This window comes from Zoogloea sp. GW822-FHT05C07 (assembly GCF_058800215.1).
The window spans coordinates 2296347-2321357 of record NZ_CM179510.1 but is presented as its reverse complement, the minus strand read 5'-3'; the positions used below and the strand labels follow the sequence as shown (position 1 = coordinate 2321357).

The window sequence follows — 25011 nt, the reverse complement described above, 5'->3', positions numbered from 1 at the left end:
CCAGGCCATGAAGCCGCGTGTGACGCCGACCAGCAGCGAACGTTCGCTGGGTGAGCAGGATTTCATCGTTTCGAAGACCGATCCGAAGGGGCGCATCCTCTACGCCAACCGGATCTTCATCGCGCTGTCGGGCTACAGCGAGGCGGAGCTGGTCGGTCGCCAGCACAACATCATCCGCCACCCGGACATGCCGCGCAGCGCCTTCAAGCTGCTGTGGGACAGCATCGCCGTGGGGCAGGAGTTCATCGCCTACGTGAAGAACATGGCCAAGGACGGCAGTTTCTACTGGGTGATGGCGACGGTGACGCCGGACTACGACGCCGCGCGGCGGATCGTCAGCTACACCTCGGTGCGCCGTAAGCCGCGGGCCGAGGCGGTGCGCGCCGCCGCCGGGCTGTACAAGGAGATGCTGGCTGCGGAGAGCCGCGCCGGCGCGCGGGACGCGATCGCCGCCGGGACGGCGGTACTGACTGAAGTCTTGAATGGAAAGAGCTATGAGCAGTTCGTCCTTGCACTCTAAGCTGTCCCTGGTGGGCTGGGGGCAGTCGGCACTGCTGCTGGCGACCCTGCTGACGGTGTTCTTCATCACCGGCCTCCACCCGGCGCTGCTGGTCTTCCTGGTGCTCGGCGTGGGCCTGACGGTGTGGGGGCAGTGGCAGTTCCGCCGCTCGCTGGCGCCGCTGCAGTCGGCGGTGGAACTGGCCGAGAAGATCGGCCGCGGGCATTTCGTCGACCGCGTCACCGGGGTGTCGGACAAGGACGAGATCGGCCGCCTGATCTGGGCGCTGAACGACATGCTCGACCAGCTGGAAGCCTATTTCCGCGAGGCCGACAGTTCCTTCCGCGCTCAGATGGAAGGCCGCTACTGCCGCCTCGCCCAGTCGGCGGGCCTGCACGGCAGCCTGTTCGAGGCGATGGAAACCCACAACACGCTGCTCACCAACATGTCCTCGCACCTGCGCGACCAGGCCCGCAACCGGGTGCTCAGCAATGCTGGCCTGCTCAACGCCGGCAACCTGATCGCCAACCTGACCGGCAACCAGGCCGACCTGCTGGAAGTCACCACGCAGATGCGCAAGGCCGCCACCGCCGCCACCGAGACGGCCAGCGAGGCGGCGGAGAACCAGCACGCGGTGGCCGAAGTGGTCAGCCAGCTGTCGGGCATCAGCGAGCGCATCGTGCACGTGGCGGACGCCATCGGCGGCCTCAATGCACGCAGCAAGGAAGTCAGCCAGGCGGTGACGCTGATCACCGAGATTTCCGACCAGACCAACCTGCTGGCGCTCAATGCGGCCATCGAGGCGGCGCGGGCCGGCGAATCGGGCCGCGGCTTCGCGGTGGTGGCCGACGAGGTGCGCAAGCTGGCGGAGAAAACCCGCAGTGCGTCCCAGGCCATCGGTGAGGTGATGCGCGGGTTGATCACCGACGGCGAGGCGATGCAGGAGGATGCGCGGGAAATGCGCGAGATCACGGCCCGCTCATCGGTGGTGGTCGGCGAGCTGACCCAGACTTTCGGCCGTTTTGCCGCGTCGGCGCGGGAAACCGAGCAGGAGTCGGTGCGGGTGCACGACAAGAGCCTGGTGACCCTCTTCAAGCTCGACCACATGGTCTATAAGCAGCGTACCTACCTGGCCCTCAACGGGACCTGCGACGCGGACGCGGCGCGGGCGGTGGCCATGGATCACCACCAGTGCCGCCTTGGCACCTGGTATGACAGGGAGGGGCAAGAAAGCTTCGGTACGCTTCCCTCCTATCGCCGTCTGGAACAGCCCCATGCCCGGGTTCATGACGGTGCCCATCAGGTGATGGCGCAGATCGACCAGGATTGGCAGAACGATGCCGCGCTGCAGGCGGCGATCGTCAATGGGCTGGAGAGCATGGAGGCGGGCAGCCGGGAGGCGATGGATCTGCTTGATCGGCTAGTTGCCGAGAAGCATCCCGATTGATTTAGAGGGTTTGGATGAACTGGGTTTTTCTTGGGATTGCGATCGTTTCGGAGGTTCTGGCGACTTCGGCGCTGAAGGCGTCGGAGGGCTTCACGCATCTGGTCCCGTCGGTGATCGTCGTGCTCGGTTACGCGTCGGCCTTTTATTTTCTGTCGCTGACCATCCAGGTCATCAATCTCGGCGTGGCCTATGCGATCTGGTCCGGCGTGGGCGTGGTGCTGATTTCGGTGGCCGGCTGGCTGCTGTATGACCAGAAGCTCGATCTGGCCGCGGTGATCGGGATCGGCCTGATCACCGCCGGGGCACTGGTCCTCAACCTGTTTTCCAAGTCGGTGATGCATTGAAACGGGACCTTGTTCCGGCTCGCCGTTCGACTGGCATGGGCCGGGGCGGGCGTCAGTATCAGTGAGTTGAACATGCCCGAAGAGTTGCTGAGACTGCTCGCCTTCATCGTGCTGGGGATCATCGTCTGGGCGTTGGCCCGGCGTTTCCCGATGGATGAATACGGGCCGCAGCCGGTGGAGCCCTTCGACCGCTGGTTCCTGGCCGTCGCGCTGGCCCTGGGGGGCGCGGTGGATGTGATCTTCGGGCCGGCCCTGAATGCCGTGGCCAATGGCCTCTACGCGTGGGCCGCCCCGGCGCGGCAGGCCGTTGCCGGCTGGAGCGTGACGACGCAGGTCCTGGTCTATCTGATCACCACCGACTTCCTCGGCTACTGGGCCCATCGGCTGATGCACTCCAGCGCGGTGTGGCGCATTCACGCGATGCATCACTCCGCCCGGAGCCTGAACTGGTTTTCGGGGATGCGCGGGACGCCGATGGACATGGTCTTCATCCTGGCGCCCGGCGCATTGATGGCGCCGCTCTTCCTGCTGACGGAAAGCCACACGGCCTTTTTCATCCTGCTGTTCATCCAGATGGCCAGCGAACACCTGACCCACTCGAATCTGCGCCTGCCCTTCGTGCGGCAGCTGGAGTGGTTCCTGGTCACGCCACGGATGCACTTCATCCATCACCACCGGGACATGGCCTACGGGAATTCCAATTACGGCTTCTATTTCTCGATCTGGGACCACCTGTTCGGCACCTACATCGATTCGGACGATGTGCCCGACAAGGGGCCGCTGGGCCTGATGGAGGACTACACGATGAAGTCCCTGTTCCTCGGTGTCCGGCTGACCGAGCCGGCGGCTGAAAGAGGCCGGGCGCAGTCGGCGCAGGCTTGATCGAATGCAAACCACAACCTGGGAGCAAGCCTTGGAGCCTGTCGAAAACACTCTTGCGCTGGTGACCGGTGCCACCGGCTTCGTTGGCGGCGCGCTGGCCCGGCGCCTGCTGCGGGAGGGCTACCGGGTGCGGATTCTGGTCCGCAACGCGAACAATCCGCAACTGAAGGAAGTCGGGCTGGATGCGTCGGCGAACGGTCGGCTGGAGATCGTCGAAGGCGATATCGCCGTCAAGGAATCCCTCGAGGCAGCCTTCGACGGGGTGCGCTACGTGTTCCACGTCGCGGCGATGGTCAGCACCGAGGCATCCTGGGAGGCCTACCGTTCGGCCAATGTGAGCGGCACCGAGAACATGTGCGAACTGGCCTTGCTGCATGGCGTCGCCAAGTTCGTCTACGTCAGTACCGCCGATGTGTTCGGCCTGCCCAAGGCCGGGGAGGTCGTCACCGAGGCCACGCCACATGCGGCCTGGAACGAGAAATACGCGGACACCAAGATCGCCGGCACGCAGGTCGTGAAGGACTACCAGGCCCGGGGGCTGGTATCGACGATCATCTATCCGGGCTGGGTGTATGGGCCGGGCGATCGGGCTTTGCTGCCTTCGGTGCTGGAGCAGCTCGAGAGCGGCTTCCTGCCGCTGTGGAGTCCCAACAGCTATCCGCTGGGCTTCATCTATGTCGAGGATCTGGTCGATGCGCTGCTGCAGGCGCTGGCGAGTCCCGCCGCCGACAACGAGGACTTCCTCATCCTCGATGCCGAGACCCAGGCCGGCATGCTCGACCTGTGCGCGCGCATCGCCGAGCGCTTCGGGCTCAAGTACCGGGTGGTGAAGCTGCCCTACTGGCTGATGTACGGGCTGGCGGCGCTACTCGAGGGGGTGGCGAAGATCGGCATCGGCGGCGAGCCGCTGATCACCACGGCGGTGGTCAAGTCATTCGGCCACTGCTTCATCTATTCGACGGAAAAAGCCGCGGCGCGCCTGCACTGGACGCCGGCCACGTCCTTCGAGACCGGCATCCGGCAGGCGCTGGACTGGCATTGCGAGCATCTGGCCGTTGGCCGCGATTGAGCCCGGCATTCTGGGCCGCCGGGCGGGGACGGTGAAACGGTGGTGGTGGGCAGCCGGCCCCGTTCGGGGCTAGCGCCGATGCACTGAGACCGGTCGGTTTCAGCCGAGGAACATCCGGTAGACCGGGTTGGCGGTTTCATCCACGTACTCGTAGCCGAGCCGCGCCAGGAAGCCCTGGAAGGCCTCCCGGTCGGACGGCGGCACCTGCATGCCGACCAGCACGCGGCCGAAGTCGGCGCCGTGGTTGCGGTAGTGGAACAGGCTGATGTTCCAGTCGGAGCGGAGGGTTTCGAGGAAGTTGAGCAGCGCGCCCGGACGTTCCGGGAACACGAAGCGGTACAACACCTCGTTGTCCGCCTGCGGGGCGTGGCCGCCGACCATGTAGCGGATGTGGCTCTTCGCCATTTCGTCGTCGGTCAGGTCCAGGCAGGGCAGGTCGTGGCGCTGCAGCAACTCGGTGATGCGCCCGCCCTCGACCCGGTTGTGTACGCCGACACCGACGAAGATGTGGGCTTTCTGTGTATCCGCGTAGCGGTAGTTGAATTCGGTGATGTTGCGGTTGCCGAGCAGGTTGCAGAACTTCTTGAAGGAGCCGGGCTTCTCCGGGATGGTGACGGCCAGCACGGCTTCGCGCTGCTCGCCGACTTCTGCCCTTTCGGCGACGAAGCGCAGGCGGTCGAAGTTCATGTTGGCGCCGGAGGCCACGGCGACCAGGGTCTTGTCCTTCAGGGCGTTGCGCTTGGCGTATTCCTTGGCGCCGGCCAGGGCCAGTGCGCCGGAGGGTTCCAGAATCGAACGCGTGTCTTCGAAGACGTCCTTGATGGCGGCGCAGATGGCGTCGTTATCCACCAGGATGATCTCATCCACATACTCCCGGCATACGCGCAGCGTTTCGACGCCGACCTGCTTGACGGCGGTTCCGTCCGCGAAGAGGCCGACGCTGTCGAGCGTAACGCGTTCGGTGCCGGCGAGGGAGCGCGCCATGGCGTCGGAGTCGACGGTTTCGACGCCGATCACCTTGATTTCGGGGCGCACCCGCTTGACGTAGGCTGCGACGCCGGCGAGCAGGCCGCCCCCACCGACCGCACAGAAGATCGCCTGGATGGGCTTGGGGTGCTGGCGCAGGATCTCCATGCCGATGGTGCCCTGGCCGGCGATCACTTCCACGTCGTCGTAGGGGTGAACGAAGGTCAGCTTCTCGGTCTTTTCGAGTTCCTTGGCATGGCCGTAGGCGTCGGAATAGCTCTCGCCGGCCAGCACCACTTCGCCACCGTGGCGCTTGACCGCGTCGATCTTGATCGCCGGCGTGGTGGTCGGCATCACGATCACCGCCCGCGTGCCGAGCTTCTTGGCCGACAGGGCGACGCCCTGGGCGTGGTTGCCGGCGGAGGCGCAGATCACGCCGCGCTTGAGGGCCGCCGGGCTGAGGCTGGCCATCTTGTTGTAGGCACCGCGCAGCTTGAAGCTGAAGACCGGCTGCATGTCCTCGCGCTTCAGGAAGATCCTGTTGTGAATTCGTGCCGACAGGTTGGGCGCCGGGTCGAGGGGCGTCTCGATGGCGACGTCGTAGACCTGGGCGGTAAGGATCTTCTGGAGGTAGTCCGGATGCTGCGCGCTCATGACACAAGACCTTTGCTTCGGCTGGGGAAGCAACAAAGGGTAGCAGCCGGAGGCGCCGCGCTGCAACATTGCGTCCTTTGACCTTGCGGAGCTTTCCATGACCCCGATCCAGCGTGCCGGCACCACGCCGCGCTATTCCGACTACACGATCCACAACGGCGTCGTGCATTGCGTCGAGGTGCCGCCGGACGAGCACGCCGACATCACGGCGCAGACCGCGGCGATGCTGGCCAGCCTGGAAAACCTGCTCGCCCAGGCCGGCAGCGGCAAGGACCGCCTGCTGATGGCGACCCTGTACCTGGTGGACATGGCGGATTACGACGCGGTGAACGCGGTGTGGGACGCTTGGTTGCCGGCGGGCACGGCGCCCGTTCGCGCCTGTGTGCAGGTGGTGCGCCTGGCCAGGCCGGGCTGGCGGATCGAGGTGGCGGTGCAGGCGGCCTGCTGAATGATGTCGGGAAATCTTACAAATGCCGTAGGGATTAATTGAGAACGATTTTCACAATTGATGTGAATATTTGATGTAAAGGGATTTTTTCACGCTTGGTATCTTATTTGCTTGGCATGGCGCCACCCGGTTTCGTGGCGTGAGAAGACTGGCGATGCTTGTCCGGTCGACGTCCTTGCCACGCTCCAGCGACACCGGTTTTCCACCAAGAACTCAAACCAATGAGGGGAACCCCATGTCCTGGTCCAAGCGACTGTCCCGCGGCCTTGCCGCCCTGTGCCTGACGATGACGGCCTTTGCCGCCGAGGCGGGCTATTCCAGCGTCTATTTCTTCGGCGACAGCCTGTCCGATACGGGCAATGTCTATGCGGCGACCAAGGGGGGGTATCCGCCGTCGCCCTACTACCAGGGGCGCTTCTCCGACGGGCCGGTATGGACCGAGAAGATCGCGGCGGGGCTGGGACTGGCCGCCGATTCCACGGCCTGGCTGCAGGGCGGCAACAACTATGCGTGGGGGGGCGCGCTGTCCGGCGCGGATGGCCATGCGGGGGCCGGTACCGGCTTGTTGTCGCAGGTGTTCGGACAGTGGGCTCCGACGACGGGCGGTGTGGCGGATCCGAACGCCCTCTACGTGATCGGCATCGGTTCCAATGACCTGCTCGACGCGGTGCGTACCAACAGCGGCAGCACGCTGGCCGACGTGGCCTTCCGCCAGTCGGTGGCCGATACGGTGCTGAGCAACCTGACCACCTCGCTGGGCTACCTGATCAGTACTGGCGCGCGCAATTTCCTGATCGCCAATGTCACGGATCTCGGCTTGACGCCCGAGATGAACCTCGGCGGCAAAGGCAGCGCAGCGACGGAAGTGAGCGAGTACTACGACGCCCTCCTCGATACTGCGCTCAACAACCTGCGCAAGATCTTCGCGGTGAATGTCGCCGAGGTCGACCTGTTCAGCATGCTCGAGGATGTCGTCGCCGACACCAATTCCGGTGGCCAGCGTTTTGGCCTCAGCAATGCGCTCTATCCGTGTTTTGCACAGAATGCACCGGCGTGCAGCGACTCGGTGTTCGCCGACGAGATCCACCCGACGCAGATTGTCCAGGTTCGTGCCGGCGTGCTGGCGCTGGCGGCGCTGGGCATCCCGGAGCCGGGTACGGTGGCGCTGCTGGGGGTTGGCCTGGTGCTGCTGGTGACGACCCAGTACCGCGGCCGGCGCGCAGTCTGACATCCGCAGCTGCAGAAGCGACGATCGAGGCTGGCGGTTGGGCGCCGGCCTCGCCTGTTTTCAGGGGGGCTGTTGTGGCCGGGAGGCCGCGGAGCAATGGCCCCACAGGCGTTAAGGTATTGATTTGACGCCCCGGCGTCGCTTCCCATTGGATACAATTGGCAGTTCCCCTGTCGGTTCCGGTGTGTTCCATGACCCAACGCCTGCGCGAAATTCCCTACAACTACACGTCGTTCTCGGATCGCGAGATCGTCATTCGCCTGCTCGGCCCCGAGGCCTGGCGGACGCTGGATGACCTGCGTACCGAGCGTGTCACCGGCCGTTCTGCGCGGATGCTGTACGAGGTGCTCGGAGATGTGTGGGTCGTCCAGCGCAATCCCTATCTGCAGGACGATCTGCTCGACAACCGGGACCGCCTCGGTGCGCTGATCGGCGCGTTGCGCCACCGCCTGCACGAGGTGGAGAAGCGTCGCGAGGAGTCCCGCGACGAGGATCCGGAGCGCAGCGCCAAGGTGGCCAGCCTGGTGCAGGCTGCCTACGCCGCGGTGGATCGCTTTGCCAAGCTGTTCGACGACACCGCCGAGCTGCGCAAGAAGGTGCGGCATGAGCTCGTCCGCCACACTCGCAAGGACAACATCTGCTTCGACGGTCACGCCCGCGTGTCCCACGTGACTGACGCTACCGACTGGCGCGTCGAGTACCCCTTCGTGGTCCTCTATCCGGACACCGAGGAGGAGATGGCGCCGCTGGTGAAGAGCTGCATCGAGCTCGGCCTGACCATCATCCCGCGTGGGGGCGGCACCGGCTACACCGGCGGCGCCGTGCCGCTGGATGCGAAGTCGGTGGTCATCAACACCGAGAAGCTGATTTCGATGGGTCCGGTCGAGGATGTGGTGCTGCCTGGCCACTCTGAGCCCTACGCCACGATCCGTACCGGCGCCGGTGTGGTCACCGACCGGGTGTCGGAAGCGGCGGCCCTGGCAGGCCGCGTCTTCGCGGTGGACCCGACCTCGGCCAGCGCATCGTGCATCGGCGGCAACATCGCGATGAACGCCGGCGGCAAGAAGGCCGTGCTGTGGGGCACCGCGCTGGACAACCTGGCCTGGTGGAAGATGGTCACGCCGGACGGCAACTGGCTGGAGGTGGAGCGCCTCGACCACAACTTCGGCAAGATCCACGAGCAGAAGACCGTCCAGTTTCGCCTGAAGCGCTTCGATGCGAAGGGCTACAAGCCGATCTCCGAGGAGATCCTGACGATGCCGGGTGCGTCTTGCCGCAAGGACGGCCTCGGCAAGGACGTCACCGACAAGTTCCTCGGCGGCGTGCCGGGCGTGCAGAAGGAAGGCACCGACGGCCTGATCGTGGCGTCGCGCTGGGTGCTGCACAAGATGCCGCCGGTGACCCGCACGGTATGCCTGGAGTTCTTCGGCCAGGTGCGCGAGGCGGTTCCGGCGATCGTCGAGATCACCGACTACTTCAAGCCGGGTGGCGCCGGCAACGACGCCGGCGTGTTGCTGGCCGGCCTGGAGCACCTGGACGAGCGCTACGTGAAGGCGGTGGGCTACACCACCAAGGCCAAGCGCCACGGGCGGCCCAAGATGGTGCTGATCGGCGACATCGTCGGCCACGACGAAGCGGCGGTGATGACTGCCGCCTCCGAAGTGATCCGCATGACCAACACCCGCGGTGCCGAAGGCTTCATCGCGGTCAGCCCCGAGCAGCGCAAGAAATTCTGGCTCGACCGTTCGCGCACCGCGGCGATCTCCCGCCACACCAACGCCTTCAAGGTGAACGAGGACGTGGTGATCCCGCTGCCGCGGATGGGCGACTACTGCGACGGCATCGAGCGCATCAACATCGAGCTGTCCACGCAGAACAAGCTGGCCTTGTGCGACGCGCTGAAGGAATACCTGCAGGGCGAGCTGCCGCTGGATACCGGCGATGCGACGATCTCCCGCGACGAGCTGATCGGCGACCGCCGCGAGGCTGCCATCAACTACGTGGAGGCCGTGCGTCTGCGCTGGGAATGGCTGCTCGACAACCTCGACACGCCACTGGAGCTGGCCGAGCCGAGCTTCGTGTCCTACGGCATCGTGGCCGGCGAGCTGAGCAACCGCGCCGCCAATCCGAAGCTGTTCCACCGCCTGCAGGACTACTCGGTCCGCACCAGCTGGAAGAACGAACTCAAGCCGCGCCTCGACAAGATCTTCGACGGCCAGCTGTTCGGCCCGGTGCGCGAGGGCATCAAGAAGCTGCACAAGCAGGTGCTGCGCGGCCGCGTCTTCGTGGCGCTGCACATGCACGCCGGCGACGGCAACGTGCATACCAACATCCCGGTGAACTCCGACAACTACGAGATGCTGCAGACCGCCAACAAGGCCGTCGACCGCATCATGGAGCTGGCCCGTTCGCTGGATGGCGTGATCTCCGGCGAGCACGGCATCGGCATCACCAAGCTCGACTACCTGACCGACGCCGAGATGGCCAACTTCTGGGACTACAAGCAGAAGGTGGACCCGGAAGGCCGCTTCAACCGCGGCAAGCTGATGCGTGGCGGCAACCTGGACAACGCCTACACGCCCAGCTTCAACCTGATGGGCCACGAGTCCCTGATCATGGAGCAGACCGCCATCGGCGAGATCTCCCATGACATCAAGGACTGCCTGCGCTGCGGCAAGTGCAAGCCGGTGTGCTCGACCCACGTGCCGCGCGCCAACCTGCTGTACAGCCCGCGCAACAAAATTCTCAGCACCTCGCTGCTGATCGAGGCCTTCCTTTACGAGGAGCAGACCCGCCGCGGCGTGTCCCTGGCCCACTGGGCCGAGTTCGAGGACGTGGCCGACCACTGCACGGTGTGCCACAAGTGCGAGAAGCCCTGTCCGGTGGATATCGACTTCGGCGACGTGTCGATCAAGATGCGCAACCTGCTGCGCGAGCAGGGCAAGAAGTCCTTCAACCCCGGCAAGGCGGCGGCGATGGCCTTCCTGACCGCCACCGATCCGGCGACGATCAAGACCATCCGTGCCGGCATGATTGGCCTCGGCTACAAGGCCCAGCGCCTCGGCCACGCGGTCGGCAAGTCCCTCGGCCTGATCCAGGACCAGGTTCAGCATCCGCCGGCAACCCTCGGCAAGCCGACCATCAAGGCCCAGGTGATCCACTTCATCAACAAGCCGATGCCGGGCGGCCTGCCCAAGCGTACGTCCCGCGCGCTGCTGGACATCGAGGACGACACCATCGTCCCGGTGATCCGCAACCCGCAGGTCAAGCGCGACGAGTCGGACGCGGTGTTCTACTTCCCGGGCTGCGGCTCCGAGCGCCTGTTCAGCCAGGTCGGCCTGGCCACCCAGGCGATGCTCTACCAGGTCGGTGCCACCACCGTGCTGCCGCCGGGCTACCTGTGCTGCGGCTATCCGCAGAGTTCCGCGGGCGAGGACGACAAGGGGCAGCAGATCACCACCGATAACCGGGTGCTGTTCCACCGGGTCGCCAACACGCTCAACTATCTCGACATCAAGACGGTGATCGTGTCCTGCGGCACCTGCATGGACCAGTTGCAGAAGTACCAGTTCGAGAAGATCTTCCCGGGCTGCCGCCTGCTCGACATCCACGAGTACCTGATGGAGAAGGGCCTCAAGCTCGACGGCATCACCGGTACCCGCTACATGTACCACGAGCCCTGCCACACACCGATGAAGGTCCATTCCGGCATCAAGGTGGCCAACGAGCTGATGGGCACGCGGGTCGATCTGTCCGACCGCTGCTGCGGGGAGTCCGGCACGCTGGCGGTGTCCCGCCCGGATATCTCGACGCAGGTGCGTTTCCGCAAGCAGGAGGAGATCGAGAAGGGCGCCGAGAAGCTGCGCGGTGCCGACGCCACCGCCCAGGTGAAGATCCTGACCTCCTGTCCGAGCTGCCTGCAGGGCTTGTCGCGCTACGCCAACGATGCTGGTGGCGTGGACGCCGACTACATTGTCGTCGAGATGGCCAAGCACATCCTCGGTGAGAACTGGATGGCCGACTACGTGGCCAAGGCCAACAGCGGCGGCATCGAGCGCGTGCTGCTGTAAGCTGTTTTTGCTCTGCTGAAACGACGAGGCCCGCGCAAGCGGGCCTCGTCACATGGCGCGGGGGATCCATCGTGGATCCCCGAAGCTGCGCTGAGGTTGGCTCAGTACCAGGTCACCTTGCCGTTGCTGGTGTCGTAGAGGGCGCCGACGATCTTGATCTTGCCTTCGTCTTCCAGGCCCTTGAGGATCGGGCTTTGGTCGCGGATGCGCTGGACGACCTGCTTCACATTGAGTTCGGTCACCTCGTTCACCAGGGCGTGATTGTGGGAGCTGTGCTCGCCGGGCGTGGAGGCGGCGGCGACGGCCGGCTTGAACTTGGCCAGCAGGCTCGTCAGGTTGCCCATCTGCACGTCGTCGCAGGCACCCTTGATGGCGCCGCAGCCGGTGTGGCCAAGGACCACCACCAGGCGCGAGCCCGCCACTTTGGACGCGTATTCGAGGCTGCCGAGTATGTCCTCATTGACCGTGTTGCCGGCTACGCGGGCGGCGAAGATGTCGCCGACGCTCTGGTCGAAGACCACCTCCGGCGCGGCGCGGGAGTCGATACAGCCGACCACGCTGGCGAAGGGGAACTGGCCGAGGGCGGTAGCCTGGACCCGCGCCTTGAGATTGCGCTTGAGGGGCTTGTCGGCGGCGAAGCGGGCGTTGCCGGCTTTCAGGATCTCCAGCGCCTTGTCCGGCGTGATGCTGGCCTGCACGGCTTTGGTGAGAGTGGCGCCGGTGGTGTAGGGCTTCGGAGCAACCGGGCCGCCGTGATCATCGGCCAGAACCGGGGTGCTGACGGCGAAGGCCGCGAGGGCCAGGGCAAGGATAGGTTTGGTTTTCATTATGTCTCCGCTAGTGTGTTGTTCAGACATCGCAATATCACGATGTGCTGCGCTGAAACGGCATTGCCGCGGCTGAACTTTAGTCCAATCTGCGAGGCTTGCTGTCCCCGTCCGCGGGTGCAAATGGCTTCGTGCTATCCTGCGTCCCCCGTTTTTCCGGTCGTGCATGGACGCGGCCGCCAGAACATGAGCGAAGAACAGAATTTCGAGCCGCCGGCGGTGCCGGCGGACGCGGAGGCGCCCGCCAAGCCGGCCCGCCGCAAGGCCCCCGCCCGGACGTCGCGCAAGAAAGCCGAAGTCGTGGCAGAAGCCGCCGCCGAGGTCGCCCCCGTCGCAGCAGAGGCTGAGACCGAGGCGCCCGCCGCGAAGAAGCCGGCCAGGCCCCGCGCCAAGCGTGCGCCGCGCAAGCCGAAGGCCGAGGCGCCCGTCGTCGTTGAGACGACCGCGGATCTCTTCGCGGCAGTGGATGCCGTTGCCGACGTGCCGGCGCCGGTTGTTGAGGCGCCCGTCGCGGAGGTGTCTGCCATATCGGCTTCGGTCGAAACCGTGATGCCGCTGGAGCAGCCGCAGCCGATTGAGGCCGTGCCTGCGCCGGTACAGGAACCGGTGCAGGAAGCCCCCGCCGAAGCGGCAGATGAGGCCGCAGGCACGGCTGACGAATCCGACGACCTGCAACCGGCCGCCGACGGTGAAGCCGTCGATGCGCCCGCCGGTCCGCGGCGCAAGCGCAAGCGTCGGCGTGGCCGTGGCGAACGGAACGGCCAGGGCGAACGTCGGGAGCAGACCGATGAGGTGCTGCCGGAAGGCGAATCCGATGAGCCGGCTGCCGAGGTGACGGATGTGCCCGCCGACGCGGAGGACGCAACGCCAGCCGCCATGCCCGTCGATGCTGAAACCGTCGAGGCGCTGCCGGCCGTCGATGGCGAGGCCGCGGTCGAACCCGAACCTGAACCCGCTGCCGCCGAGCCGGCCCCGCTGACCGTCGTCAGCCTGGGCCTGGACGTGCCGCCGGTGCTGTCCGCCGAGGCGCTGACAGCGCTGCGCAATGCGCGGGTCGTGCTGGGCACCGCCGATGCGCTGGACCGCCTGGCCGGCCTCGAACTGAATGTGCCGCAGCAGCTGTGTGCCGCCGAATCGGCGCACATCGACGTGCGCGCCGTCGGCCATGCCGGCAGCGTGCTCGTGGTGACCGGCGACGGTGCCGGCGACGGTCCGGCCGCCGAGCTGTTGGCCGAACTGGGCCCGGCCCATGTGCGTGTGCTGCCCGGTGTCGGGCGCGTGCAGGCGGCTTGCGCCGCGCTGGGCTTGTCGGCGGAGATCGTGTCGGTGGTGGACCTGCGCCGGGCGCCGCTGGCGACGCTGCGCGGCCAGCTGCGCGCCCATCGTCTGCTGGCCCTGCCGCTGGCCGACGCCGCGGCGCCGGTGGCGGTGGCGCGCCTGCTGCTCGACAGCGGCTTTGCCGGCGCGCGGGTGTGGGTCTGCGAATTCGCTTCGGGTCAGCTGCAGGCGCGGGCCTGGCTGGCCTCCGAACTGGTCGAGCTGCGCGAGGCCTTCGATTCGCGGGCGGTGCTGATCGTCGCCACCGGTCCGTCGAGCGGGTTGTTCGCCGAGCTGCCGGGCCTGTCCGACGCGGCTCTCGGTGAAGGGGCGCCTGCTGCGCTGCCGCTGGCCGTGCGTACGCTGGCGCTGGCCTGGCTGCAGCCGGCGGCGTGGGAGACCGGCTGGGCGATCTCCGACGGCGAAGCCAGCCTGGCCCTCGAATGGGCGCGGGCGGTGCCAACGGCGCGAGTACGCGCGGTGGGGATGGAGCCGAGCCTGCTGGGCGTGAGCATTCCGCTGGCCGGGGTGGGCGACAACCTGTCGGCGATCGGCAGTGCGTCGCCGCTGCGTTGCCGCGAATGGCCGGCGCCGGAGGCAGTGTTCATTCGCGGCGGTGTGGGTCTTGGCGACTGGTTGGCTGCTGCGTGGGCGCGTCTGGCGCCGGGCGGACGTCTGGTGGCCAGCGCCGAGGACGACCAGGCCCGCGGCGACTTGCTGGCTTTCGCCGCCCAGGTGCCCGCCGAGGCCTGGCAGGAGCTGAGCCTGTCCCGCGGCGAGACGGTGGCCGGGCGCCTGCGTTTCGCGCCCAGCGCGCCGGTGCGCCTGGCCCTGTGGCGCAAGCCGGCTCTATCCTGAAACTTTCGACCGTGGAGCGCTGACGTGCCTGCTGCCTCTCTTCCCCGCGAACGTTCCCCGGCCAAGCCGGGCTGGGTCTACCTGGTCGGTGCCGGCCCTGGCGATCCGGAACTGCTGACGCTGCGCGCCTTCCGCCTGCTGCTGGAGGCGGACGTGCTGGTCTATGACAACCTCGTCAGCAAGGAGGTGCTCGACTGCGTGCCGGCTACCATCGAGCGCATCTACGTGGGCAAGAAGGCCTCCAACCACGCGCTGCCGCAGGAAGGCATCAATGCGCTGCTGGTGCGCCTGGCCCAGGAGGGCAAGCGCGTCGTGCGCCTGAAGGGCGGCGATCCCTTCATCTTCGGGCGTGGCGGCGAAGAGGTGGAAGAGCTGGTGAAGGCCGGCGTGCCCTTCGAGGTGATTCCGGGCATCACCGCGGCAGCCGGCATTGGCGCCTATGCGGGGATTCCGCTGACCCACCGGGATTTCGCCCAGTCGTGCATCTTCGTCACCGGCCACCTGAAGGACGGCTCGGTGGACCTGGACTGGGACATGCTGGCCCGCCGCAAGCAGACCCTGGTGTTCTACATGGGTATCACCCAGCTGGCGACGATCTGTGCCGAGCTGGTTGCCCACGGCCTGCCGGCGACGACGCCGGCAGCGGTGGTACGGCGTGGCACGACCAAGGCCCAGCGGGTGGTTACGTCCGACCTGGCCAATCTGGCCGAGGCCGTGAAGGCGGCCGGCATCACGCCGCCGGCGCTGACCATCGTTGGCGACGTGGTCAGCCTGCAGTCGCGTCTGGCCTGGTTCCACCCGGAGGTGAAGGAATGAGCGCGGCCGCCTGTCCGGCCCTGTTCGTCGCGGCCCAGGCCTCCGGCCAGGGCAAGACCACCGTCACCGCGGCGCTGGCCCGCCTGCATACCCGCCAGGGGCGCAAGGTGCGGGTGTTCAAGTGCGGTCCGGACTTCCTCGATCCGCAGATCCATGCGGTGGCCAGCGAGGCGCCGGTGTACAACCTGGACCTGGGCATGTGCGGCGCGGAAGACGCCGCCTGGCGCCTGCACGCGGCCGCGCAGGAGGCCGACCTGATCCTCGTCGAGGGGGTCATGGGCCTCTTCGACGGCGCGCCGTCCGGTGCCGACATCGCCCGTCGCTTCGGCATTCCGGTGATGGCGGTGATCGACGCCAAGGCGATGGCGCAGACCTTCGGCGCGCTGGTGCATGGCCTCGCCACCTGGCAGCCGGATCTGCCGTTCTCCGGTGTGCTGGCCAACCACGTGGGCAGCGAGGGCCACGCCAAGCTGTTGCAGGACAGCCTGGGGCCCGGCATCGCCTGGTACGGCGCGCTGCCGCGGGATGCCGACGCGGCGCTGCCGGAACGTCACCTGGGCCTGCTGCAGGCGGCCGAGATCGCCGACCTGGACGCGCGCCTCGATCGCCTCGCCGACCATCTGGCTCGTACCGGTGCGGCGGATCTGCCGCCGCCGGTGAGCTTTCCGGCCGTCGAGGCGCCGCCGGTGGACGCGGCCCTGCGTGGCCGGCGTATCGCCGTCGCCCGCGACGCGGCCTTTGGCTTCATCTACCCGGCCAACCTGGATACGCTGGCCGAACTCGGTGCCGAGGTGAGCTTCTTCTCGCCGCTGGCCGGCGATGCCTTGCCGGTCTGTGATGCGCTGTGGCTGCCCGGCGGCTATCCCGAGCTGCACGCCGGGACGCTGGCCGCCAACACACGCTGGCAGGCCGACCTGCATGCCCATGTGGCGGCCGGCAAGTCGTTGCTGGCCGAATGCGGCGGCATGATGAGCCTGTTCGAGACCATCACCGACAAGGAAGGTGCGACCTTCCCCGGTTCTGCCGTGCTGCCCGGCCACACGCGCATGCAAGCGCGGCTGGCGGCCCTTGGCACCCAGGTGGCGGAACTGCCGGAAGGGCGGCTTACCGGCCACACCTTCCACTACTCGAAGAGCGAGACCCTGCTGCAGCCCCTGACCCGCGCCAGCAGCCTGCGCGGCGGCAAGGACGGCGAGGCCATTTACCGGGTCGGCAGTGTCACCGCCTCCTACGTGCATTTCTATTTCCCGTCCAATCCGGCCGCCAGCGCTGCCTTGTTCGGCGCCTGATTGCCCCGCAAGGGTAAAGAAGGCGGGAATAAGGTAATTTCGCGTAAATCCCCGGAGCCGCTATTTTCCGGCTGCTAGAGTGCGCCCCATCGTGCAATGGGATTCCGGGAAAAGGCGGTGAAAGTCTTCAGATATCTGATGTTCTGGGCGGGGGTGGTGTCTATTCCGGGCTGCATGATCATGACGCCCACGCCTACCGCCGAGGCCATGCAGGTAATCAGCTCGGCCGTGACCACCATGGCCTCCCTTTCACCGATTTCGTCCAATTCAGACTTTAGCCGCGACTATTCCATTCCGGCTTCGGTGTGCATCGAATGGAATCCGCAGGTGCCCATCGAGGACTTGGTTCCGACGGTGCAGAGCGAATTGAAACGCCTCAAAGTCGATAGCCGGGTATACGACGTGGGAATGTCGCCTTCTTCCTGTCCGGCGATGCTTCAATATGTGGCGCGGGTTGCGTGGGGAAAGCCCTTGCTCGGCGACGATTACGCGCCCTATATCACTTCCTTATCCCTTTCCCTGCGCCGGAATGGCTCGGTGCTGGCCAGCTCGAGCTACCAGATCGACGACCTGGGCTACGACCGCTGGAAGGCGACCCGCAAGAAGGTGGCCCCGCTGGTGGACAAGCTCTTCGTGCGCTGATGCGGTCGGCTTACCAGACGGCCAGCAGGCTGGCAAAGAAGCGCTGGACGGTATTGCGGGAGGTGGTGTCGGCGATCACGCCATTGACCAGGTGTTCGATGCGCGCCTCGCCCACGTCGTTCGACGCCACCACGTTGCCGGGACGGATGTCGCGGCGGTTCACGACGCCGGAAAAGCGCAGCGTCGTATTGTTGCCGGCGACCGCCAGGGTCTTTTCTCCGGCCACCACGAGATAGCCGTTCGGCAGCACCTCGATCACCGACACCATCACCGTGCCATTGAGAGTATTGGCCGTATTGAGCTGGCCATTGCCCTTCAGGCTGGTGGAGCCGGAGGCCGTGCCGCTGTAATCGAAGATCTCTTTCAGCAGGCCGCCCATCGACGGCAATGCGCCGGGGCCCTGCTGGCTGATCGACGAATCGCGGGTGGCGGTGGTGGTGGATTTGTTGTTGCCGCTGAGGCTGTCGGCAATGCTGATCTTGAGGGAGTCGCCGACGCGGCTGGCGGTGGGTTCCTCGAACAGCATCATGGCGCGGCTGGGCTGGAAGAGCCCGCCCGGATTGCTCTCGAGGTTGGCGGTGATGATCGGTGCCCGGATGCGCGTCGGTTGTGCAACGATCGGCGCGGGGGAGGCGCAGCCGACGATCTCGAATGCACAGGCAATGCTTGCGCCGGCATACAGGGCAATTCGTTTCATTATGAATGGATCGATTCGTGGATGGTCTTTCTTTTAATCTATCCAATTGATCGGTTAATGAGGCTATTCAAGTGCTAAGTTTGGTAAAGGGGCGTAAATGATCCGGAATGCCGGCCGTTATCTTAATGGCCCGGGATAATCGGACCGGCTTTTTCCGATGCTTGCGGGTATTCCGAATATAAAGGAGTGAATCATGAGCATGATTGATACCACAATGGCGGCGGTGGGAATCGCCGCCTACAAGCCAATAAGGGACGCGGTTGTCGGAGGTGTAAAGGAAATAGAAGGGGATTTAATCCAGGTTGGAAAGACAATTGGGAGTGGAGTTTCCGCGGTGGTGGGTGAAGTGAATAGGGTGAAAAATGCGGTGGGCAGCATTGGCCGGACCATAGATACGTACGTTTGATGTATTTGGCAGCAAATCTCCCCGGCTTTGCCGGGGAGAGTGCATTACGGATGACGGGCGACCAGTTCGGCCAGTCGGGCTAGCCCGCGTTCGATCTCTTCCTCACCGGCATGGCTGAAGTTGAGGCGCAGCGTGCCGGTAGCGTCCGGAGAATCCGGGTAGAAGGCTTCGCCGGGCATGAAGGCGACGTTCTGTTCGATGGCCAGCGGCAGCAGTTTGCGGGTGTCGATGCGGCGCTTCAGCTGCAGCCAGAAGAACAGCCCGCCCTTGGGCACGCTCCAGCTCGCCAGTTTGCCGAAATGGCGTTCCAGCGCCGCCGCAAACAGGTCGCGCTTGTGGCGATAGAAATCGGCCAGCCCGGCGAGGCGTTCGGCCCGTGCGGGTGATTCCAGTTGTTGCAGAACCAGCCACTGGCTGAGGCGGTTGCTGTGCAGGTCGGCGGCCTGCTTGAGGCGCACCAGATAGGGAAACAGATCAGGGGAGGCCGCCAGAAAGCCGAGGCGCAGGCCCGGCGCCAGACTCTTTGAGAAAGAGCCCTGGTAGATCCACGGGCTGTCGGTCAGCGCCGCGCACACCGGGCGCCGTTCGCAGGTGTCGTAGACCAGGTCGCGATAGGGATCGTCCTCGAACAGCGGCACGCCGGCTTCGCCGCAGGCCGTCGCCAGCGCCTGCCGTTCGGCGGCGCTGTAGCAATACCCGGTGGGGTTCTGAAAGGTCGGGATGGCGTAGGCCAGCGCCGGCTTGCTGTCGCGGAGGGCGGCGGCATTGACCTCGGCTGCCGTGAAGGGCACGAAGCGCGCGCCGAAGAAGCGGAACACCTGCAGCGCGGCCAGGTACGTAGGCGATTCGACGGCCACCGGCGTGCCCGCATCGACGAACAGCTTGCCGACCAGGTCGATGCCCTGCTGGGAACCGGACAGCACGAGGATGCGCTCCGGCCCGCAGTCGAGGCCGCGGCGGCCGAGTTCTTCGGCGATGCGCGTGCGCAGTTGCGGATCGCCTTCGCTCGCGCCGTATTGCAAAGCCTCGGCAGGCGCGGCGAGGGCGAGTTCGGGAAAGGTCTCGGCGGCCGGCAGTCCGCCGGCGAAGGAGATCATGCCGGGGCGCCCTACGACGGCCAGGATCTCCCGGATCGGCGACGGGTGCAGATCGCGCACACGGGCGGAAAGGGAGGTCGGGAGGCGTGGGGCGGGGGTGGTCGGCATGGAAGTCTCCAGAAAGAATTAAGTCAATAATATTGACCTATAAATCCTGATCTTCTTCGGGAATAATGTCAACATGATTGACCTAAATCGCCAGGCCGAGCTCCGCGAGGCCATCGAACTGTTCTACTTCGCCTACCGGGCCTTTACCGCGCCGCCGGACGACATCCTGGCCCAGCGCGGCCTCGGCCGCGTGCATCACCGCATCTTGTATTTTGTCGGGCGGAATCCGGGGATCGCCGTGAATGCGCTGCTAACCACGCTGGGCGTCAGCAAGCAGGCGCTGCATGCGCCGCTGCGCCAGCTGGTGGACGATGGCCTGGTTGGGACCGCGGCTGCCGACAACGACCGGCGTGTGAAGCGTCTGCAGCTGACCGCCGAAGGGGCGGCGCTGGAGGCGCAGTTGTCGGGAACGCAGATGGAGATGCTGGAGAAGGTCTTCGCCGAGGCCGGCCTGGAGGCCGCCGACGGCTGGCGCCGCGCGATGGCGGCGCTGGTGAAGGGGGGCTGAGGCTGGGTTCCAGAGGAAACGTCGGGCTGCCCTAGGTTTCCTCCTCCCCGCGGGGGCTGGGCGTAGCCCGGCCCCGGGTGCGCTCAGTGGCCCTTCAGCGCGTAGATGCCCGGTGCATTGCGCCAGTAGCCCTTGTAGTCCATGCCGCCGCCGAACAGGAAGCGGTCGGCCACGTCGAGGCCGGTGAAGTCGGCGCGCATGCCGGGGTAGGCCTTGCGGTCGTGGACCTTGTGCACCAGCACCGCCGAATGCACGTCGCGGGCGCCTTCCTGCTTCAGGTAGTCGATGATGGCCGCCAGCGTGTGGCCCTCGTCGAGGATGTCGTCGAGCACCAGCACCGTGCGGTCGCGCAGGTCTTGGGTCGGGCGTACACGCCAGTCGAGCAGCGTGCCCTTCAGCGCGTGGCCGTAGCGGGTGGCGTGCAGGTAGGCCACTTCCAGCGGGAAGGGCAGGCGCGGCAGCAGGCGGCCGGCGAGGATCAGGCCGCCGTTCATCACCACGTAGACCAGCGGGTTCTTGTCCTGCAGGCGGACGGTGATGTCGGCGGCGAGCTGATTGAGGGCGGCGTCCACTTCGGCCGGCGTGCACAGGCAGTCGGCTTCTTCGCGGGCCCGGCGGATTTCCTCAAGGTCGACGGTGGTGGTCATGGCAATGGCAGTTAAGGGATGAGGTTGCGGACGCGGCGCAGCAGCTGCCAGCCGAGCCAGCCGCGGCGGGCCCAGCGGATTGCCGCACGGGGGCGGACGACCAGCGTGAACACCGCGAGGCCGCTCAGCAGCGGGGCGTTGTGGCGGGCCCAGCGCAGGCTGTCGCCGATACGGTCGATGCCGTGCAGTACCGGTGTGAAGGCCTGGGCGTGGTGGATCAGCGCGTCGCGTTGTTCGCTGCAGCGGATCTGCAGGCGCTGCTTGCGCAGCGCGAGTTCGACGAGTTCGGGGTTCATTCTTTCGGCCGCAGGGCTTCCCGGTCCTGGGCCAGTTCGGCCAGGCTGGAGGCGAACAGGCGCGAGCCGGCACGCAGCCGTGTGGCGGCCCGGGTGGCGGCCCACACGCCGGCGGCGAACAGCCCGGTGGTGGCGAGGCCGAGGGCCAGCAGGCGGTGGCTGTCCCACAGCAGCACGGTCAGGAAGGCCAGCAGGAAGACGAAGCCGAAGCCGATGAAGAGCGCGGCGAGCACGGTGTCGAAAAGGAAGCTGCCGGCACGCAGCTTCTCTTCCTTCAGCTCGACGGCGAAGAGTTCGAGCCGGGTCTGGACGGTGGCCAGACCCGAATCGGCGAGTCCCTTCAGGTACTCGCCGAGGCGCGAGGGCGAGGAATCGCTCATGCGCAACCGGGTTTAGCGGCGATTGACCAGCAGGCCCAGCAGGAAGCCGACGCCGGCGGCGACGCCGACGGCCTTCCAGGGGTTGTCATGCACGTAGTCGTCGGTGGCGCGGGCGGCCGCCTTGGTCTTCTGCACGACCGCGGCTTCGAGATCCTGCAGCTTGTACTTGGCGGTGGTGAGGCGGTCGCCGAGGCGGGCGCGGACGTCCGCCACCTTGTCGCCGGCCTGGCCGGCGGTCAGCTTGAGCAGCTCTTCGGTGTCGGCTACCACGGCTTTGAAATCGGAGACGAGTTTGTCCTTGGTCACTTGTGCATCGCTCATGGCTTTTCTCCCAATGATTGGCGGTATCGAAGATCGGTAAGCAGCTTGGAGGGCTTTTGCCGCCACTTGTTCCGGGCTTAGGCTAATCCCAATCGAAGTCCGTGGCAATTCATTCTGGCTGTGCGGCGGGCGCGGAACGGCGCAGGATGCGGGCCAGCCAGCCTTCGAGGTCGTCCACGTAGGTATACACGGCGGGTACCACCAGCAGGCTCAGTAGCGTCGAGCTGATCAGGCCGCCGATCACCGCGGTGGCCATCGGCGCGCGGAAGCTCGGATCGGCGCCGAGGCCGAGGGCGATCGGCAGCATGCCGGCACCCATCGCCAGCGAGGTCATGACGATCGGGCGGGCGCGCTTGCGGCAGGCATCCACCAGCGCGTCGTGGCGGCTGAGCGGCGTGCCGCCGCGGCCGTGGCGGGCCTCGATGGCGTATTCGACGAGCAGGATGGAGTTCTTGGTGACGATGCCCATCAGCATCAGGAGGCCGATCAGCGACGGCATCGAGAAGCTGTTGTGGGTGACCAGCAGCGCCACGAAGGCACCGCCGATGGCCAGCGGCAGCGCGGCCAGGATGGTCACCGGCTGCGTGAAGCCGCCGAACAGCAGCACCAGCACCATGTAGATGCACAGCACGCCGATGCCCATCGCCAGCCCGAAGCTGCCGAACAGTTCCTGCATGACTTCGGTGTCGCCGGAGTCGGCCAGCGTTACGCCGGGCGGCAGCTTGGACAGGCCGGGCAGGGCCAGGGCTTCCTTGTACACCGAGCCGAGTTCGCGCTGGCCGAGTTCCACTTCGAGGGTCACGTTGCGGCTGCGGTCGAGGCGGTTCACCTGGGCCGGGCCGCTGTCCATCGCGATGTCCGCCACGTTGGCGAGGAATACCGGGCCGCTCTTGCCGGGCACCTGCAGGCGGCCGATGGCGGCCAGGTCGGCCCGCTCGCCGTCCGGCAGGCGCACGCGGATCGGCACCTGACGGCGTTCCAGGTTGAGCTTGGCGAGGCCGACGTCGTAGTCGCCGGCGGTGGCGATGCGGATCGTGTCGGCGATGGCTTCGGCGGTGACGCCCAGGTCGGCGGCACGGGCGAAGTCGGGGCGGATCACCACTTCCGGGCGCACCAGGCTGGCGCTGGAGGTGATGTTGCCGATGCCCTGCAGCGTGCGCAGGTCGCGGGTGGCGGCCTGGGCGGCGATGGCCAGCGTGGCCGGGTCGTCGCTCTTCAGCACCAGCAGCATCTTGACGCCCGAGTCGGCCGGCCCGACGGTGACGCGCATGCCGGGCAGCACGGCGAGGCGCTGGCGCATCTCCACTTCGACGGCCTGCTGGTTGCGGTGGCGCTGGGTGCGGTGGCTGAGGGTCACGGTGAGTACCGCCCGGCGCACCTCGGCGGCGGCGCCGGGGTTGAAGCCGTCGCCGGCCGCCCCGCCGCCTACCGAGCTGAGCGCGGCCTTCACGTCGGGCATCACGGCGATGGCTGCGCGGGCCTGTTCGGCAGCGGTCCAGGTTTCCTTCAGCGTGCTGCCGGGCGGGAGTTCCACGTTGACCAGCGTCTGGGCGCGGTCGGCGGGCGGCACGAAGCCGGTCGGCAGTAGCGGGATCAGCATCACCGAGCCGACCAGGAAGGCGATCGCGCCGAGCAGGGTCAGGAAGCGGTGGCGCAGGCACCATTCCATCGCCGTCATGTAGCTGCGCATCAGGCGGCGCTCCGGCACCTCGCCGTGGGCCACGGGCTTCAGGAAGTAGGCCGCCATCATCGGCGTCAGCAGGCGCGCCACCACCAGGGAGGCGAGGATGGCCAGCACTGCGGTCCACCCGAACTGCTTGAAGAACTTGCCGGCGATGCCGGCCATGAAGGCGGTCGGCAGGAATACCGCGACCAGCGCGAAGGTGGTGGCGATGACCGCCATGCCGATCTCGTCGGCGGCCTCCATGGCGGCCTGCAGCGGCGTCTTGCCCATGCGCAGGTGGCGGGCGATGTTTTCGATCTCGACGATCGCATCGTCCACCAGGATGCCGACCACCAGCGCCAGCGATAGCAGCGTGACGGTGTTGAGGGTGAAGCCGAACCAGGCCATGCCGAGGAAGGTCGGGATCACCGACAGGGGCAGGGCCAGCGCGGCGACCAGCGTGGCGCGCCAGTCACGCAGGAACCACCACACCACCAGCACCGCCAGCAGTGCGCCCTCGTAGAGGAGCTGCATCGAGCCGTCGAAGTTTTCCTGCACCGGTGCGACGTTGTTGTAGGCGTGGGCGAAATGCACGCCGGGGTGGGCGGCTTCCAGTTCGGCGATGGCCTTGGCGACGCCGGCGGCGACGGTGATCTCGCTGGCGCCCTTGGTGCGCGAGACTTCGAAGCCGACCACCGGCTGGCCGTCGAAGAGGGCCACGACACGGCGCTCGGCGATGGTGTCGCTGATCTTGGCGATGCGCTCGAGGCGCACGCTGCGCCCCTCGGACAGCGGGATGTCGATGGCGCCCAGGTCGCGGGCGCTGGCCACGGTGGCGATGGTGCGCACGGCCTGTTCGCCGCCGCCCACGTCGCCGCGGCCGCCGGGGGCTTCCTGCTGGGTGCGGCGCAGCTGGCGGGACACGTCGGCGGCGCTGACGCCGAGGGCGGCCATCCGCTCGGCGTCGAGTTCGATGCGTACCTCGCGGCTGACGCCGCCGAGGCGCTTCACCGCGCCGACGCCCTTGACCGCCAGCAGGCGCCGGGTGACCGCGTCGTCCACCAGCCAGCTGAGGGATTCCTCGTCGTGGGTGTCGGCGCGGATCGTCCACGCGCCGAGGGGCCGGCCGGCGGTGACGATCTTGGCCACCACCGGGTCGCGCACGTCGGCGGGCAGGTCGGCGCGTACGCGGCTGACCGCGGCGCGCACCTCGGTCTCGGCCTCGTTGGTGTTCTTCTCGAGCTCGAACTCGATGGCCACCGTGACCTCGCCGTCGAGGATGGTGGTGTGCATGCGCTTGATCTGGGCGAGGGTCGCGATACTGTTCTCGAGCTTGCGGGCGACCTCGGTCTCCAGCGTGCCGGGGGCGGCGCCGGGCAGGCTCGCCTTGACGGTGACCACTGGCAGCTCGATGTCCGGGAAGTCCTGCACGCCGGTGCTCTTGAAGGCCAGCAGGCCGGCCAGGCTGAGCAGGATGAAGAGCAGGATCGCCGGGACCGGGTTGCGGATCGACAGGGCGGAAAAATTCATGG

At 66.8% G+C, this 25011-nt stretch carries 23 protein-coding genes; 14 read left to right on the top strand and 9 right to left on the bottom strand.

Annotated elements, in window-relative coordinates:
• Positions 1-7 precede the first annotated feature (7 nt).
• From AC3QL2_RS10925 to AC3QL2_RS10905, 5 genes are all read left to right on the top strand, one after another.
• On the top strand, positions 8-520 hold the full coding sequence (locus AC3QL2_RS10925; protein ID WP_493234416.1) for a PAS domain-containing protein: 513 nt from the start codon (positions 8-10) through the stop codon (positions 518-520).
• A complete protein-coding gene (locus tag AC3QL2_RS10920; protein ID WP_493234415.1) occupies positions 495-1946 on the top strand; it encodes a methyl-accepting chemotaxis protein in 1452 nt (483 codons plus the stop codon). Before AC3QL2_RS10925 ends, AC3QL2_RS10920 begins: the two co-directional genes overlap by 26 nt.
• Before the next feature lie 14 nt (positions 1947-1960).
• The gene (locus AC3QL2_RS10915; protein ID WP_493234414.1) at positions 1961-2290 is read left to right on the top strand and encodes an SMR family transporter; all 330 of its coding nucleotides are present in this window, start codon (positions 1961-1963) and stop codon (positions 2288-2290) included.
• Between the two features lie 72 nt (positions 2291-2362).
• Positions 2363-3172, top strand: a complete 810-nt coding sequence (locus AC3QL2_RS10910) for a sterol desaturase family protein (RefSeq protein ID WP_493234413.1) — start codon at positions 2363-2365, stop codon at positions 3170-3172.
• 31 nt (positions 3173-3203) lie between these two features.
• Positions 3204-4241, top strand: coding sequence for an NAD-dependent epimerase/dehydratase family protein (locus tag AC3QL2_RS10905; protein WP_493234412.1), 1038 nt, complete (start codon positions 3204-3206; stop codon positions 4239-4241).
• Between the two features lie 99 nt (positions 4242-4340).
• Here AC3QL2_RS10905 and ilvA read toward each other — a convergent pair whose 3' ends face one another.
• Complete coding sequence (gene ilvA, locus AC3QL2_RS10900; protein ID WP_493234411.1) at positions 4341-5861, bottom strand: threonine ammonia-lyase, biosynthetic; 1521 nt, start codon at positions 5859-5861, stop codon at positions 4341-4343.
• A 97-nt stretch (positions 5862-5958) separates the two neighbouring features.
• On the opposite strand from ilvA, the gene AC3QL2_RS10895 reads away from it, so the two are divergent.
• The 3 genes from AC3QL2_RS10895 to AC3QL2_RS10885 all read left to right on the top strand — a co-directional run bounded on the left by AC3QL2_RS10895 (position 5959) and on the right by AC3QL2_RS10885 (position 11607).
• Entirely contained in the window at positions 5959-6309 is a 351-nt protein-coding gene (locus AC3QL2_RS10895; RefSeq protein ID WP_493234410.1) for a RidA family protein, read from the top strand.
• A 235-nt stretch (positions 6310-6544) separates the two neighbouring features.
• The gene (locus AC3QL2_RS10890; protein WP_493234409.1) at positions 6545-7537 is read left to right on the top strand and encodes an SGNH/GDSL hydrolase family protein; all 993 of its coding nucleotides are present in this window, start codon (positions 6545-6547) and stop codon (positions 7535-7537) included.
• Positions 7538-7728: 191 nt separating this feature from the next.
• Complete coding sequence (locus AC3QL2_RS10885) at positions 7729-11607, top strand: DUF3683 domain-containing protein (RefSeq protein WP_493234408.1); 3879 nt, start codon at positions 7729-7731, stop codon at positions 11605-11607.
• 101 nt (positions 11608-11708) lie between these two features.
• Here AC3QL2_RS10885 and AC3QL2_RS10880 read toward each other — a convergent pair whose 3' ends face one another.
• Positions 11709-12434, bottom strand: a complete 726-nt coding sequence (locus tag AC3QL2_RS10880; RefSeq protein WP_493234407.1) for a carbonic anhydrase family protein — start codon at positions 12432-12434, stop codon at positions 11709-11711.
• Between the two features lie 186 nt (positions 12435-12620).
• Here AC3QL2_RS10880 and AC3QL2_RS10875 point away from each other — a divergent pair, with 186 nt between their 5' ends.
• From AC3QL2_RS10875 to AC3QL2_RS10860, 4 genes are all read left to right on the top strand, one after another.
• Entirely contained in the window at positions 12621-14609 is a 1989-nt protein-coding gene (locus AC3QL2_RS10875; protein WP_493234406.1) for an SAM-dependent methyltransferase, read from the top strand.
• A 24-nt stretch (positions 14610-14633) separates the two neighbouring features.
• Positions 14634-15425 carry a uroporphyrinogen-III C-methyltransferase gene (cobA, locus tag AC3QL2_RS10870; RefSeq protein WP_493234405.1) on the top strand — a complete coding sequence of 264 codons (792 nt, stop codon included), beginning with the start codon at positions 14634-14636 and terminating at the stop codon, positions 15423-15425.
• Positions 15422-16714 (top strand): cobyrinic acid a,c-diamide synthase CobB, encoded by a 1293-nt coding sequence (locus AC3QL2_RS10865; RefSeq protein ID WP_493234404.1) that lies wholly within the window; start codon positions 15422-15424, stop codon positions 16712-16714. Before cobA ends, AC3QL2_RS10865 begins: the two co-directional genes overlap by 4 nt.
• A 117-nt stretch (positions 16715-16831) precedes the next feature.
• Entirely contained in the window at positions 16832-17356 is a 525-nt protein-coding gene (locus AC3QL2_RS10860) for a hypothetical protein (RefSeq protein WP_493234403.1), read from the top strand.
• A 10-nt stretch (positions 17357-17366) separates the two neighbouring features.
• Here the strand turns inward: AC3QL2_RS10860 and AC3QL2_RS10855 are convergent, their stop codons facing one another.
• The gene (locus tag AC3QL2_RS10855) at positions 17367-18053 is read right to left on the bottom strand and encodes a flagellar basal body L-ring protein FlgH (RefSeq protein WP_493234402.1); all 687 of its coding nucleotides are present in this window, start codon (positions 18051-18053) and stop codon (positions 17367-17369) included.
• 193 nt (positions 18054-18246) lie between these two features.
• On the opposite strand from AC3QL2_RS10855, the gene AC3QL2_RS10850 reads away from it, so the two are divergent.
• Positions 18247-18459, top strand: coding sequence for a hypothetical protein (locus AC3QL2_RS10850; protein WP_493234401.1), 213 nt, complete (start codon positions 18247-18249; stop codon positions 18457-18459).
• 44 nt (positions 18460-18503) lie between these two features.
• On the opposite strand, the gene AC3QL2_RS10845 is transcribed toward AC3QL2_RS10850, so the two are convergent.
• Positions 18504-19664 (bottom strand): aminotransferase-like domain-containing protein, encoded by a 1161-nt coding sequence (locus AC3QL2_RS10845; RefSeq protein WP_493234400.1) that lies wholly within the window; start codon positions 19662-19664, stop codon positions 18504-18506.
• Positions 19665-19737: 73 nt separating this feature from the next.
• Between AC3QL2_RS10845 and AC3QL2_RS10840 the strand changes: the two genes are divergently transcribed.
• Positions 19738-20172 (top strand): MarR family winged helix-turn-helix transcriptional regulator, encoded by a 435-nt coding sequence (locus AC3QL2_RS10840; RefSeq protein ID WP_493234399.1) that lies wholly within the window; start codon positions 19738-19740, stop codon positions 20170-20172.
• 83 nt (positions 20173-20255) lie between these two features.
• On the opposite strand, the gene AC3QL2_RS10835 is transcribed toward AC3QL2_RS10840, so the two are convergent.
• The 5 genes from AC3QL2_RS10835 to AC3QL2_RS10815 form a co-directional block, all read right to left on the bottom strand.
• On the bottom strand, positions 20256-20819 hold the full coding sequence (locus tag AC3QL2_RS10835) for a hypoxanthine-guanine phosphoribosyltransferase (RefSeq protein ID WP_493234398.1): 564 nt from the start codon (positions 20817-20819) through the stop codon (positions 20256-20258).
• A gap of 11 nt (positions 20820-20830) precedes the next feature.
• Positions 20831-21115, bottom strand: coding sequence for a YqjK-like family protein (locus tag AC3QL2_RS10830; protein ID WP_493234397.1), 285 nt, complete (start codon positions 21113-21115; stop codon positions 20831-20833).
• Positions 21112-21495 (bottom strand): phage holin family protein, encoded by a 384-nt coding sequence (locus AC3QL2_RS10825; protein ID WP_493240387.1) that lies wholly within the window; start codon positions 21493-21495, stop codon positions 21112-21114. The genes AC3QL2_RS10830 and AC3QL2_RS10825 overlap by 4 nt, the downstream gene beginning before the upstream one ends.
• Before the next feature lie 12 nt (positions 21496-21507).
• Positions 21508-21816 carry an ElaB/YgaM/YqjD family protein gene (locus AC3QL2_RS10820; RefSeq protein WP_493234395.1) on the bottom strand — a complete coding sequence of 103 codons (309 nt, stop codon included), beginning with the start codon at positions 21814-21816 and terminating at the stop codon, positions 21508-21510.
• Positions 21817-21925: 109 nt separating this feature from the next.
• Positions 21926-25009, bottom strand: coding sequence for an efflux RND transporter permease subunit (locus tag AC3QL2_RS10815; RefSeq protein ID WP_493234394.1), 3084 nt, complete (start codon positions 25007-25009; stop codon positions 21926-21928).
• Between the last annotated feature and the right edge of the window lie 2 nt (positions 25010-25011).